The sequence below is a fragment of the Frankia sp. ACN1ag genome, assembly GCF_001414035.1.
In the GTDB taxonomy this organism is placed as follows: domain Bacteria; phylum Actinomycetota; class Actinomycetes; order Frankiales; family Frankiaceae; genus Frankia; species Frankia torreyi.
On sequence record NZ_LJPA01000008.1, the window covers coordinates 13650 to 27083 of the forward strand.

Genomic DNA, 13434 nt, shown 5'->3' on the forward strand with positions numbered 1-13434 from the left:
TCGGGACGCTGGATCCCGACAGCCTGGACGAGGTGATGGGCGTCCTCGACGAGCTGCGCTCCGGCGGCCGGCTCGTCGGGGTCGTCAGCCACGTCGCCGACCTGCGCCAGCGCATCCCGAACCAGATCCGGGTCGTCAAGGGCACGAACGGCAGCCGCGTCGAGACCACTCCCTGAACCGTCCGGCCGGCCCGGAGGCGCGGAGGCGCGGCGCGGTGGATCAGCGGGTCGGCAGCAGCAGGACGAGGTCGTCCCGGTGCACGATCTCCCGTTCGTAGGAGGGGCCCAGTTCGGCGGCGAGCTCGGCGGTGGACCGCCCCAGCATCGCCGGCAGCTCCACCGCGTCGAACGCCACCAGCCCTCTGGCCACCGGACGCCCGTCGGGAGCGACGAGGTCGACGGGGTCGCCCGCGGCGAAGTCGCCCTCGACGCCGGTGACCCCGGCGGGCAGCAACGACGCCCGCCGCCGCACGACGGCCGCGACGGCCCCGTCGTCCAGGCGCAGCAGCCCCTCCGGCGCGGTGGCGTGCGCCAGCCACAGCAGCCGGGAGGCCCGACGCGGGCCGGTGGGATGGAACACCGTCCCGACCTCCTCGCCGCGCAGCACGGGCGCGGCGTTCGCCGCCGAGGTGATGATCGCGGTAACGCCACCGGACGCGGCCATGCGGGCGGCCTCGATCTTGGTGGCCATGCCGCCGACGCCGACACCGGCGGTGCCCGTCCCGCGGGCGGTGAGCCCGGCGAGATCTGCGTCCGAGCGGACCTCGCGCAGCAGGTTCGCCGGCCCGTGGCGGGGGTTGGCGTCGTAGAGACCGTCCACATCCGACAGCAGCACCAGCAGGTCGGCGGACACCAGGTGGGCGACGATCGCGGCGAGGCGGTCGTTGTCGCCGAAGCGGATCTCCTGCGTGGCCACCGCGTCGTTCTCGTTGACGATCGGAACGACGCCGAGTTCGAGGAGCCGGTCGAGCGCGGTACGCGCGTTGCGGTAGTGGGTGCGGCGGATGACGTCGGTGGCGGTCAGCAGCACCTGGCCGACCCGGAAGCCCGCCCGGCCGAAGGCTGAGGCGTAGCTGTGGACCAGGGAGCTCTGCCCCACGCTGGCCGCGGCCTGCTGGGTGGCGAGGTCACGCGGCCGGCGGGCCAACCCCAGCGGGGCGAGACCGGCGGCGATCGCCCCGGAGGAGACGAGCACGAGCTGCCCGGCCCTGGGCAGCAGCGCGGACACGAGCCCCTCCAGGCGGGCGACGTCGAGTCCGCCCGCCGCCGTCGTCAGCGAGGACGACCCGACCTTGACGACGACCCGCTGCGCGTCGGCCACGAACGCCCGCATGTCGGCGCCTACGCGTCCGCGTCGACGGCGCCGCCCGTCCGGGCGTCGGCACCCGCGGCATCGGCACCCACGGCGTCGGCACCCACGGCGTCGGCGTCGCCCAGGCGGGCGCGCCGTGCCCGGGCCATCCGCTCGGCCCGGGTGAGCCGGACCGAGCTGCTGAGCCGGTCGTCGCTGCCGCGGGGCCCGAGGGACGCCGCCACCGGGGCCGCCGCGCGACCCGCGGGGCGCGGGGGCACGGTCGGGACGTCCGGGTGCCGCTCCCCCACCGCCACGGCCTGGGCACCCGCGCCCGGCTCGTCGACGCCGAGCCGATCCTCGGCGGCGTTCCCGCCGCCGACCAGCCCGACGCCGCCCAGCCCGCCGCCGCTCAGGGTCGGCTCCCAGTCGAAGGTGACGTCGCCGATCGTGACCTCGACGCCCGCGGTCGCGCCGAGGCGGGCGAGCTCCTTCTCCACCCCGAGCCGGGCGAGCCGGTCGGCGAGGAAGCCGATGGCCTCGTCGTTGGTGAAGTCGGTCTGGCGCACCCACCGCTGCGGCTTCGCCCCGGTGATGAGAAAACCGTCGCCGAGAGACGTCACGGTGAAGTCGGGTTCGTTCACCGCCCGCGGACGCAGGACGACGCGGGTCGCGGACCGGCTCGGCGCCGCCGCCCGCAGCGCCGCGACCCGCTCCGCCAACGCCAGCGACAGCGCATGCACTCCCCGCCGGGTGGCGCTGCTCACCGCGAACACGTCGAGCCCTCGGGCCCGCAGATCGGCGGTGACCAGGTCGGCGAGATCGGCGGCGTCGGGCACATCGATCTTGTTGAGGACGACGAGCCGGGGACGGTCGGACAGGTCGGCGGAGTAGGCCGCGAGCTCGGCCTCGATGACGTCGAGATCGGACAGCGGGTCGCGTCCCGGCTCGAGGGTCGCGCAGTCCAGCACGTGCACGATCAGCGAGCAGCGCTCGATGTGCCGGAGGAACTCCAGGCCCAGGCCGCGCCCCTCGCTCGCCCCGGGGATGAGGCCCGGGACATCCGCCACCGTGTACGGCGGGTGATCCCCCGCCTGGGCTACCCCGAGGTTGGGCACGAGGGTGGTGAACGGGTAATCAGCGATCTTGGGCTTGGCGGCGCTCAGCACCGACACCAGGGACGACTTCCCCGCGCTGGGAAATCCGACGAGCGCGACGTCGGCCACCGTCTTGAGCTCCAGGACGGCGTCGAGCAACTCGCCGGGCTCGCCGAGCTCGGCGAATCCGGGGGCCTTGCGGCGGGCGGAGGCCAGCGCCGCGTTCCCCCGACCACCACGGCCGCCGCGAGCGAGCACGAACGCGCTGCCCGCCCCGACCAGGTCGATGAGCTGCTCGCCGTCGCCGGTGAGGACCACCGTGCCGTCGGGCACGGGGAGGATGAGGTCCTCCCCGTCCGCGCCACTCCGGTTCGAGCCCTGGCCGGGTCGGCCGCGCGAGGCCCGCTGGTGCGGATGGAAGTGGAAGTCGAGCAGCGTGGTCACGCTCGGGTCCACGACGAGACGGACATCGCCGCCGCGGCCGCCGTCACCGCCGTCCGGACCGCCCAGCGGCTTGAACTTCTCCCGGTGGATGGAGGCGCAGCCATGGCCGCCGTCGCCGGCCGCCGCGTGCAACACCACCCGGTCGACGAAGGTCGGCATCGCTGCTCCCTCTTCCCTGGTCCATCTCGTACGGTCTGCGGACCGTCGTCACATGCATGCCAAAACCGCGCGCACCAAACCCAGGCGGGATGATGCGCGCGGCTGTGTGCTCGGGTCTCCGAGGCGGCAAGCGCCGGGACGGCTGAGCCAGGCCTGGCTCAGCCGGTCGGCATCACCGCCCGATCGAGTCAGGCGGCGGGCGCCGCCACCTGCTCGACCACGTTCACGACGCGGCGGCCACGCCGGTGGCCGAACTGCACGTGACCGGCCGACAGCGCGAACAGCGTGTCGTCCTTGCCTCGGCCGACCAGCTCACCGGGGTGGAAGTGGGTGCCGCGCTGGCGAACGATGATCTCGCCGGCCTTGACGAACTGGCCGCCGAAGCGCTTCACGCCCAGCCGCTGGGCGTTGGAGTCCCGACCGTTGCGCGAGGAGCTCGCGCCCTTCTTATGCGCCATCTCGCTCAGGCCTTCCCGGTCTCGATGCCGGTCACCTTGAGACGCGTCAGCTTCTGGCGGTGGCCCTGACGCTTGTGGTAGCCGGTCTTGTTCTTGAACTTGTGGATCCGGATCTTCGGACCCTTGACGACGCCGACCACCTCGGCGGTCACCTCGACGGACGCGAGCGCGCCGGCTTCGTGGGTGACCGAGTCGCCGTCGACGAGCAGGAGCGCCGGAAGGTTCACGGCCGCGCCCGGCTTCCCGGAAAGGAGCTCGACGTCGACGACATCGCCGACGGCGACCCTGTGCTGCTTGCCGCCGCTGGCAACGACCGCGTACACCAGATCTCCCTGCTGTTGTTGAACCGCTGTGACCGCACGGAACTACGTTCCCCGCGGAGCTTTGGGTACGCCCCCCGCCGCCGACGGCCGCACAGCAGCCGTCAGGCGGCTCTTCCGGTGGGCCGGGCCCAGTCCGGATGAACGCGCGGACTCCACCTTACAGGTCATCGCCGCGGGGGTGACGACCGGGAGCCGCGACGGCAGTGCCCGCCGGGTGCCGGACGGGCCGACGGAGACGGCGAGGTCGGCGTTTCCCGGTGGGGATCCGGCCGGATCCCCACCGGACCGGTCACCCCGGTCGCACCCCACCGTCCCCCGCACGCGGGCCATATCTCTGGATGACCCGGACGGGCCATGGTGGAGCGGGCCGAGGAAGGAGAAGCATGGATCGTCCGCATGGCGCAGTTCCACGATGGATCGTGAGGCTTCGACGCCGGAGACAACATGGCGGGAGACAACGTCGCGCCGGGGGNGATGGGGATGGTCTGGCAACTGCTCGTCTGGACCGCGGGGGCCGGAACCGCCATGGCGCTCGCCGTGGCATGCCGCCCAGCGGCCGAGGCGGCCCGCCGCCACGGCTCGGTTCCCGGCACGGTGCCGGCCGCGACCGGCGCCCTGGCAGCGCTGGTGGTGGTCGGCCTGGCCCTCACCGCCTTCGCCGGTGTGCCGCCCTGGGCCGGTGCCTGCTGGCTGGTGGGGACCGCGCTGGCGGCGGGGTGGATCGCGCTGCGGCGCCGGGATCCTGCCGCCTGGGGAGTGCCCGTGACGCAGCCGGTAGGTGGGGAGACGGGGCAGGACGGCTCGCCGCGCCAGTGGATGAGTCCCGACCTCGCCGATCAGGACGATCTCGTCCAGTCGCTGACGATCGCGTCGTACGCGTTGCAGATGGGTGACCCGGGGCGGGCCCATCAGGCCGTCGAGGTCGCGCTGTCCCGCTCCCGGGCCACCCTGGATCTGCTGATGCGGGAGAACCCGGGCCGCGGGTTCGTCCGCTCCGGCCCGGCCACGTCCCAGACTCCGGCCGGTCCAACCGCCGCCTGAGGCTGCCTCCCGGCCGCGTCACCCGGTGGCCGCCCCTCCCGCCCGGAGGGATCCGGAGGGGAAGGGCGACCTACCTGGGCTCGCATGCCTGTGCCACTTCGGCGGCGGCACGCCTGCCGGCCGCCGGTCCGGTCAGGTGCCGGTGGACTCGGCCGAGGGCGGCACGGACTCCAGTGACTCGGCCGGCTTCGACACCGGACGGGACGCCCGGCGCCGCCGGCTCCGGACGGGCTTGCCCGCAGCCACACCGCTGTCGGCGGTGGCGAGGCTGTCGGGGTCGTCGGAGTTCGCGTACACGGGCGGCGCCGAGTCCCCGCCGCCGGTCTGCGCGAGGGGAGCCGTCGGGGCGGTCACCGCAACCGCCCCCGCGGGAACATGGCCGTTGCCGTTCACTGCCACGATCGGCCCGGCAGCGGCAGCGTCCGCCACCACGCCAGTGGGTGCCGACGGCGAGTCCGGGGCGCCCCCGGCATCGCCGAGCGCCATGCCGGCGTCGTCGTTGTCCGCCGCGGCCGGCTGGACGAGGTCCGCCGCCGACACGGCGCCACCCGCCACCTCGGTGTCCCCGGCGGGAGCGCCGACCGAGGCAGCCGCGACGAGCGCGGGGCCGCCGGCAGCGCGGGTGGCGGCGCCGCGCGAGCGCCGGCCCGACCCACCGGACCCGGACCCGACCGCGGCCGGTTCGGACTGGCCGGCGCCGGACCCGGCGGCGACCGAACCGGCCGCCGGGTGGGCGTGCCCGCCACCGCCGCCGTTGAGGTGGATGAGCACGCCACGGCCGTTACAGTGCACGCACGGCTCGCTGTACGCCTCCAACAGGCCCTGGCCCACCCGCTTGCGGGTCATCTGGACCAGGCCGAGGCTCGTCACCTCCGCGACCTGGTGCCGCGTGCGGTCCCGGCCGAGGCACTCGGTGAGCCGGCGTAGGACCAGCTCCCGGTTGCTCTCCAGGACCATGTCGATGAAGTCGATGACGATGATCCCGCCGATGTCCCGCAGCCGGAGCTGGCGGACGATCTCCTCGGCGGCCTCCAGGTTGTTCTTGGTGACGGTCTCCTCGAGATTGCCGCCCTTGCCGGTGAACTTGCCGGTGTTGACGTCGATGACCGTCATCGCCTCGGTGCGGTCGATGACCAGCGACCCGCCCGACGGCAGCCAGACCTTGCGGTCCAGCGCCTTGGCGAGCTGCTCGTCCACCCGGTAGTCGACGAAGACGTCCCCGGACCCGGTGTAGCGGCGGATGCGCGGACGCAGGTCGGGGGCGACCGCGTCGATGTACTCCTCGATCGTCGCGGCCTCGCCGGAGCCCTGGACGACCAGCTCGGTGAAGTCCTCGTTGAAGATGTCGCGGATCACCCGCACGACGAGGTCCGGCTCGCCGTAGAGCAGGGCCGGCGCCGACGCCTTCTTGGCCCGCCGCTCGATGTCCTCCCACTGCGCGGCGAGCCGCTCGATGTCGCGTTCGAGCTCGGCCTCGCTGGCACCCTCGGCGGCGGTGCGCACGATGACGCCGCCGTCCTCGGGCGTGATCTTCTTGAGGATGCTCTTGAGCCGCGCCCGCTCGGTGTCGGGCAGCTTGCGGCTGATGCCGGCGTTCTGGCCGTCCGGCACGTACACGAGGTAGCGGCCCGGCAGGCTGATCTGGCTGGTGAGCCGGGCGCCCTTGTGGCCGATCGGGTCCTTGGAGACCTGGACCAGGACCGACTGCCCCGACTTGAGCACCTGCTCGATCTTGCGGGGACGGCCGTCGAGCCCGGAGGCGTCGTAGTTGACCTCGCCGGCGTACAGGACGGCGTTGCGGCCCTTACCGATGTCGACGAACGCCGCCTCCATGCTGGCCAGCACGTTCTGCACCCGGCCGAGGTAGACGTTGCCCGCGTAGGACGCGGAGCTCGCCCGGGTGACGAAGTGTTCGACGAGCACGCTGTCCTCGAGCACGGCGATCTGGGTGCGGTCGCCCGCGTGACGCACGATCATGCGACGCTCGACCGCCTCGCGGCGGGCGAGGAACTCGGCCTCGGTGACGATCGGCGGGCGGCGCCGACCGCTGTCCCGGCCCTCCCGCCGCCGCTGCCGCTTGGCCTCCAGCCGGGTCGAGCCGCTCAGTCCGCGGACCAGGTCATCGTCCCGGCGGATCTCCCGCACGTGCACGACCGTGTTCGGCGGGTCGTCGACCACCGCCGGCTCGTCACCGCCGGCACGCCGGCGCCGTCGGCGTCGGCGCCGGGAACCGCCCGCTCGATCGTCCTCGTCCTCGTCGTCGCCGTCGTCGGCGCGCTCCGCCGCCTCGCCGCCGTCCGCGGCGGCCGGCTCCAGCTCGCCACCGCGCCCGGGACGATCGGTGGCGTCCGCGGCGCGCGGGGCCTCGTCGGTCTCGCCGACGCCGTCCTCGACGTCGGTCTCGGTGCCGTCCTCGTCTCCGCGGGCCCGGCCACGACCCCGGCGGCCACGACGGCGGCGGCGGGTGGAACCCGACCCGCCGCCCTGGTCGTCGTCGTCGAACTCCCCGTCCTCGTCAACGGCGGTGAGTTCCTCGGTGACGATGTCGGTGTCGGTGTCCTCGTCGGCAAGCTCCGGCTCGGCGGGCCGCTCGGCGACGGCGGTCGGCGCCGATTCGGCGGCGGATCCCGCCTCGTCCGCGGCGTCGGCGCGCCGCCAGCGGGCCTCGACGGCCGCCGGCTCCGGCGCCTGGAAGGTCACCATCGCCACCGGGCGGCGAGCCGCCGGGCGGGAGACGGGCTCGACGGGCGGCTCGTCGCCGATGCCGGCCCAGGTCGGGGCGGTGACCCGCCGGGTCCTCGTCCGGGTGCGGGTGCCGGCCGACGCCGATTCGGCGGCAGCCGGTTCGGGCTGCACCGGCTCGCCCTCGGCGGGTGCCTGACCTCCGGCGGGTGCGGAGACGGGAGTCGAGCCGAGCGGCGTGCCCGTGGCCGGCGGCTCGGAGACGCCGGACGGCTGGGCGGCGGCGTCGACGACAGGCGGCTCGGCACCGGCCGACAGCTCAGTGACCGCGGACGGCTCGGCGACGGCGGCCGAGGGAACCTCGTCGGCCGGAACCTCGCTCGCCGGGGCCGGGCCGGGGGGAGCGTCGGCGGCCGAAGATCCGGCGGCCGACACCTCGGCTGCCGGCGCGGAACCGGACGCGGCCTCGGCGGGCGCACCCTTGGCAGCCGTCGCGCGACGCCTGGTGGTCCGGGTACGCGTGGCTCGGGTCCTGGTGGGCTCGCCACCCCCGGCCTCGGCGGGCGCGGTGACGGCCGGCGCCGGCTCGACGGCGGACGGCTCGACGGCGGACGGCTCGGTGGCAGAGGCCTCGGTGGTAGAGGCGGAGGCCTCGGCGGCGGGGGGTGCGACCGGTGCCGTCACCGGGCCGGACGCGGCTCGGCGGGCACGGGTCCGCTTGGGCTTCGGCGTGTCCTCGACGGGCGGCGCAGCCGCGGTCTCTCCGGACGGCGCCCCGGCGACAGGCGAGATCGGGGCCGGCGCCGAGCGGGACTCGGTGCTGGCAGCGGTGGCGGTGCCCGCGGCGACGGCCGGGGCCGGCGTGGTGCCGGCGGCGGCAGACGATCCTGCCGCTGTCGCGTCGGCACCGATCACGGATTCGACCGGGGTCGGGATCTCCGCCGCAGCGACGTCACGGACGGCACGGCGGCTGCGGGTCGCACGGGTACGCCGGGCCGGCGCCGAGGGCTCGACACCCTCGGTCGCGCCGCCACCGGCAGCCGTGGCGGCGTCGGCGGGCGCGGCGGCCGGCGACGTGGCGAGGTCGACGGGCGGGACGGCGCCGGAGACGGCCGGATCGGCCGTGGCAGCCACCTGAGCCGCAGCCGGGTCGACCGTGGCCGCATCGCTCGCGTCGTCCGCCTTTGCCCTGGTTGCGCGGGTCGAGCGGGTGCGCGTCGTGGAGCTGGTCCTCGTCCGCCGCCGGGTGGTGGCCGGCGCGTCGGCCGAGGGCGGCTCCCCGGAGGGGGTGGTGTCCTCACCGGAAACGGCCGCGGGGGCCGGGGGGCCGGCCGCGTCGTTGGTCACGCTCGGGGCGGCGGTTGCCACGGCGCCGTCGGGAGCGGACCCGTCCGGGTGCTCGGGGGGCGGACCGGCGGCCCGCCCTGCGGCCCTGCGCCGACGCGGCGCCGGGCGGGTGGATTCGGATTCGGTCTGGGTGGTCAGATCATCGTCGGGCACGGGTTAAGAAGCCTCTCGGGCTCCCGGGCGCGCTGCCTGGTGCAGTCGCGGCCGCGCAGAAGCCAATGTCTCGGTCCGGCTCGGGTGCTGCCGGGAAAGCCTGCGACGCCCTGCATCACGCTGATGACCGACCTGCTAGCCGGCCAGCGTCGTTGCGGTCCGGCGCCAGCGGGTCCGCCAGCGTCCTATCCTCGCGCAGTCGGCCCTGCTCCAGCCGGGTTGGCTCGGGCGGCACCGACGGGCGCAGACCGGCTACCACGCCAAGGGCGGTCAGCACGTCGTCTGGTCGCACAGCGGGCGTCGTGTGCCGCACGACCATCTCCAGTATCGCACACGTGTCGTTCCCTGCACGACAAACGGCCAAGACCATGGCCGCACGCACATCGAACCGGCGCCGGCCGTCCTTGGTCGCCCGCTCGACCTCGACGACGTCACGGCTCAGCAGCTCGGCCACCGCGCCGCGCAACTCGGGCTCCGCGACCCCCGGCAGCCGCACCACCCACCGGGAGGCGTCGATCCGCTCCGCGAGCCCGGCTCCCTCGGCCTCCACGGCGCCCACCACGTCCAGTCCGGGCGGCAACGCCGCGTCCAGGGCGGCCTGCAGCCGCGCCGGCTCCACCGTCGCGGCCAGCGCCAGCTCGACGTACTCGGCCTCGCTCGCGGCGCCGGTGGGCGCGGCGCCCACCCAGGAGATCCGGGGGTGCGGGCTGAAACCCGCCGAGTACGCCATCGGCACCGCCGCCCGACGCAGCCCCCGTTCGAAGGTGCGGGCCACATCCCGATGTGACAGGAATCGCAGCCGGCCCCGCTTCGCGAAGCGCAGGCGAACCCGTTGGACCACCGGCGGGGGCGGCGGCCCCTCAGGCCGGCGTGCCACTACCCACCGCCGCGGGGTCGAGCCGAAGGTCGCCGGCTGGCCCGGCGCCGGCGCCGGCCTCCGCGGCCTCGGCCGCAACCGGGCCGGTGACCACCGGAGAACCCGCCGACACGCCCACCACCGGCAGCAACGATCGGCCGGTCGGGCCAATCTGGGTGTCCGTCCCCATCGTGGGGCAGACGCCACAGTCGTAGCAGGGGGTCCACCGGCAGTCGTCGAGCTCGGTCTCGCGCAGCGCCTCCTGCCAGTCGGCCCACAGCCAGTCCCGGTCGAGGCCCGCGTCGAGATGGTCCCAGGCGAGCACCTCGCGCTCGTCGCGCTCACGGGTCGTGAACCAGTCGAGGGAGACCCCGAGCGGTTCGAGCTCGGCGGCGCACGCCGACTCCCAGCGCCCGAACGAGAAGTGCTCGTTCCAGCCGTCGAACCGACCTCCCTCGCGCCAGACCCGCTCGATCACCGCGCCGACGCGGCGGTCGCCGCGGGCCAGCAGGCCCTCGATGATGCCGGGACGACCGTCGTGGTAGCGGAACCCGACCGCCCGGGCGATCTCCTTGTCGGCCCGCACGGTGTCCCGCAGCAGCTTCAGCCGCGCGTCGGTGACCTCGTGCGACGCCTGGCCCACCCACTGGAACGGGGTGTGCGGCTTCGGGACGAAGCCGCCGATCGAGACCGTGCAGCGGATGTCGCGGTGGCCGCTGGCGCGGCGGCCGGCCCGGATCACCTCCCGGGCGAGATCGGCGATCTCCAGCACGTCCTGGTCGGTCTCGGTCGGCAGGCCGCACATGAAGTAGAGCTTCACCTGACGCCAGCCGTGGGCGTAGGCGGTGCTGACGGTGCGCACCAGGTCCTCGGCGCTGACCATCTTGTTGATGACCTTGCGCAGCCGCTCCGAGCCACCCTCCGGGGCGAACGTCAACCCGCTGCGCCGGCCGTTGCGGGAGAACTCGTTGGCGAGCGTGACGTTGAAGGCGTCGACCCGCGTCGAGGGCAGGCTCAGCGAGACGTTGCCGCCGTCGTAACGGTCGGCGAGACCGGTCGCGATCTCGCCGATCTCGGTGTGGTCGGCGCTGGACAGCGACAACAGGCCGACCTCGTTGAAGCCGGTGGCCCGCAGCCCCGCCTCGACCATGGCACCGATGGTCTCGATGTTCCGCTCCCGCACCGGCCTCGTGATCATCCCGGCCTGGCAGAACCGGCAGCCCCGGGTGCAGCCGCGGAAGATCTCCACGCTCATCCGCTCGTGCACCGTCTCGGCGAGCGGGACCAGCGGCGCCTTCGGGTACGGCCAGGAGTCGAGGTCGGACAGCGTGTGCTTGGTCGGCCGGGCCGGGATGTCGTCGCGGTTGGCGGTGACCGCCTGGATGCGGCCGTCGGGCCGGTAGGCGACGTCGTAGAACGCCGGCACGTAGACCAGCCGTCGACGGGCGAGCCGGGCGAGCAGCTCGGTGCGCCCGCCGGGGGCGCCGGCCGCCTTCCAGGCGCGGATCACGTCGGTGATGCCGAGCACGGCCTGCTCGCCGTCGCCGAGCACCACGGCGTCGACGAACCGCGCGATGGGCTCCGGGTTGAACGCGGCGTGCCCGCCCGCGACGACCAGCGGGGCGGACTCGCCGCGGCGCTCGGCGTACAGGGGGATCCCGGCGAGGTCGAGCGCGGTGAGCATGTTGGTGTAGCCGAGCTCGGTGGAGAAGCTGACGCCGAGCACGTCGAAGTCACCCACCGGCCGGTGGCCGTCCACCGTGAACTGCGGCAGGCCATGCTCGCGCAGCAGCGCCTCCAGGTCGGGCCACACCGAGTAGGTCCGCTCGGCGAGCACGTCCGGCTGCTCGTTGAGGATCTCGTACAGGATCTGCAGCCCCTGGTTGGGCAGGCCGACCTCGTAGGCGTCCGGATACATCAGGGCCCAGCGCACCGCGGCGGCGTCCCAGGGTTTGACGATGGAGTTCCCCTCGCCGCCGACATACTGCACGGGCCTTCGCACCCGCGGGAGCAGCGGCTCCAGGCGAGCGAACAGCGACTGTCCGGACATGCAGGCGAGCCTACGGCACGGCGGCACCCCGCCACGGGCCCGCGCGATCGCCGGACCTCGGCGACTCCTTTGCCCAGCCACCGGCCCGTACGCCCAAGTTGCCTCTTTGGACGGAGACTCCCTGCTTATCCGGCGGCCTCCGCACCCGATTCGTCCCTGGGATAAGCAGGGAACGACGGGCGGCGACTACAGAGCGTAGGGGTCGGAACGCGAGCGTAGGCGGACGTTCTGGAGCAGGCCGACGGCGATCATGTTGGCGAACATCGACGAGCCGCCGTAGGACAGGAACGGCAGCGGCAGGCCGGTGACCGGCATGATCCCCAGACACATGCCGACGTTGACGAACGACTGGAAGGTGAACCAACAGACCACGCCGGTGGCGATCAGCGCGCCGAAGGAGTCCTGGGAGGCGAAACCGATCGACAGCGCCCGCCACAGCACGACGCCGAGCAGCACGATGATCCCGCCCGCGCCGAGGTAACCCAGTTCCTCGCCGGCCACGCTGAACACGAAGTCGGTCTGCTGCTCGGGGACGAACTGCCCCTGAGTCTGCTGGCCGTGCAGCAGACCGCGGCCGTGGATGCCGCCGTTGGCAATCGCGATCATGGCCTGGGCGACGTTGTAGCCCGTGCCCGAGGAGGCCTTGTTCTCGGAGACGAACGAGGTGAGCCGGGCCTCCTGGTACGGCTGGAGCAGGTGGAACTGCAGGATCGCGCCGCCGAACAGCACCCCGCACAGGATCAGTCCCAGCACCCATCGCCGCGGCGCCCCGCTGACCGCCAGCATGCCGAGGGTGGTGAAGACCAGCACCATGACCGTGCCGAAGTCCGGCTGGAGCATGATCAGTGCGATCGGGACCACGGTGAGCCCGAGCACGAGCAGGACGTCGCCGTGACCGGGGGCGCTGTGCCGGATCCCGGTGTGGCGATCCTCGTGCTGCTCCCCCAGCAGCATCGCCGCGCCCACGACCAGCGCCACCTTGGCGAACTCCGACGGCTGGAGCTGGAAGCCGGCGGGCAGCACGATCCACGAGTGCGCGCCGTTGATCGTCGAGCCGAACAGCAGCACCGCCACGAGCCCGACGAGCGAGCCGAGGTAGACGAACGGTGCGTACGCGCGTAGTACCCGATAGTCGACGACGGTCGCGACCGCGCCGAGCACCAGCCCGATGGCGAGGTTCAGCAGATGGCGCTTGAGGAACGTCTGCGGATCGCCNCCAGCCTCGCCGAGGCGCTGGCGGGTCGCCGACCACACCAGCAGCGCGCCCACGACGGACAGGCCGATGACGCAGAGCTGCAACGTCCAGTCGAGCCGCCGCAACGGCGAGTGGCGCCCGGAGGCGCGGTCCCGCAGTTGCCCGATCCGCCCTCGGACGGGTACCGGGGACGAACGCAGCGCGGTCGGTCCCGCCTCCTGGTTCACAACGCCTCCTCTCATCCACCGCCCTCCCGAACGCCGTCCGGCCGGACACCGCCCTCCCGAACATCGCCCGGCCGTCCGCGCCCGCCCGGGACCACGCCGACGCCGGGCGGTC

The 13434-nt window shown here is 74.1% G+C and carries 8 protein-coding genes and 2 pseudogenes; 1 reads left to right on the forward strand and 9 read right to left on the reverse strand.

Annotation, left to right across the window (positions count from 1 at the left end; translation table 11 throughout):
* A pseudogene (locus tag UK82_RS41415) lies at positions 1 to 176 on the forward strand (hypothetical protein); the annotation flags it as partial.
* Positions 177 to 219: 43 nt separating this feature from the next.
* Here the strand turns inward: UK82_RS41415 and proB are convergent.
* From proB to UK82_RS36660, 9 genes and pseudogenes are all read right to left on the reverse strand, one after another.
* A complete protein-coding gene (gene proB, locus UK82_RS08805; protein WP_044882934.1) occupies positions 220 to 1332 on the reverse strand; it encodes a glutamate 5-kinase in 1113 nt (370 codons plus the stop codon).
* An 8-nt stretch (positions 1333 to 1340) separates the two neighbouring features.
* Positions 1341 to 2990, reverse strand: coding sequence for a GTPase ObgE (obgE, locus tag UK82_RS08810; RefSeq protein ID WP_055406859.1), 1650 nt, complete (start codon positions 2988 to 2990; stop codon positions 1341 to 1343).
* Between the two features lie 188 nt (positions 2991 to 3178).
* Positions 3179 to 3448, reverse strand: coding sequence for a 50S ribosomal protein L27 (rpmA, locus tag UK82_RS08815; RefSeq protein ID WP_009739808.1), 270 nt, complete (start codon positions 3446 to 3448; stop codon positions 3179 to 3181).
* A gap of 5 nt (positions 3449 to 3453) precedes the next feature.
* Positions 3454 to 3771, reverse strand: coding sequence for a 50S ribosomal protein L21 (gene rplU, locus UK82_RS08820; protein WP_041939020.1), 318 nt, complete (start codon positions 3769 to 3771; stop codon positions 3454 to 3456).
* A gap of 1173 nt (positions 3772 to 4944) precedes the next feature.
* Positions 4945 to 8994 carry a ribonuclease E/G gene (locus tag UK82_RS08830; protein WP_044882932.1) on the reverse strand — a complete coding sequence of 1350 codons (4050 nt, stop codon included), beginning with the start codon at positions 8992 to 8994 and terminating at the stop codon, positions 4945 to 4947.
* A 115-nt stretch (positions 8995 to 9109) separates the two neighbouring features.
* Positions 9110 to 9871, reverse strand: a complete 762-nt coding sequence (locus UK82_RS08835) for a TIGR03936 family radical SAM-associated protein (RefSeq protein ID WP_044882931.1) — start codon at positions 9869 to 9871, stop codon at positions 9110 to 9112.
* A complete protein-coding gene (locus tag UK82_RS08840; RefSeq protein ID WP_044882930.1) occupies positions 9855 to 11900 on the reverse strand; it encodes a TIGR03960 family B12-binding radical SAM protein in 2046 nt (681 codons plus the stop codon). Before UK82_RS08840 ends, UK82_RS08835 begins: the two co-directional genes overlap by 17 nt.
* Before the next feature lie 186 nt (positions 11901 to 12086).
* Positions 12087 to 13115: rod shape-determining protein RodA (rodA, locus tag UK82_RS08845; RefSeq protein ID WP_236705683.1), on the reverse strand; the 1029-nt coding region annotated here is incomplete at its 5' end.
* A 1-nt stretch (position 13116) separates the two neighbouring features.
* Positions 13117 to 13337 (reverse strand): annotated as a pseudogene (locus UK82_RS36660) (rod shape-determining protein RodA); the annotation flags it as partial.
* Between the last annotated feature and the right edge of the window lie 97 nt (positions 13338 to 13434).

Coding starts and splice junctions, on each gene's coding strand:
- proB (WP_044882934.1), bottom strand. CDS start 1,332: ATGCGGGCGTTCGTGGCCGACGCGCAGCGGGTCGTCGTCAAGGTCGGG.
- obgE (WP_055406859.1), bottom strand. CDS start 2,990: ATGCCGACCTTCGTCGACCGGGTGGTGTTGCACGCGGCGGCCGGCGAC.
- UK82_RS08840 (WP_044882930.1), bottom strand. CDS start 11,900: ATGTCCGGACAGTCGCTGTTCGCTCGCCTGGAGCCGCTGCTCCCGCGG.
- rpmA (WP_009739808.1), bottom strand. CDS start 3,448: ATGGCGCATAAGAAGGGCGCGAGCTCCTCGCGCAACGGTCGGGACTCC.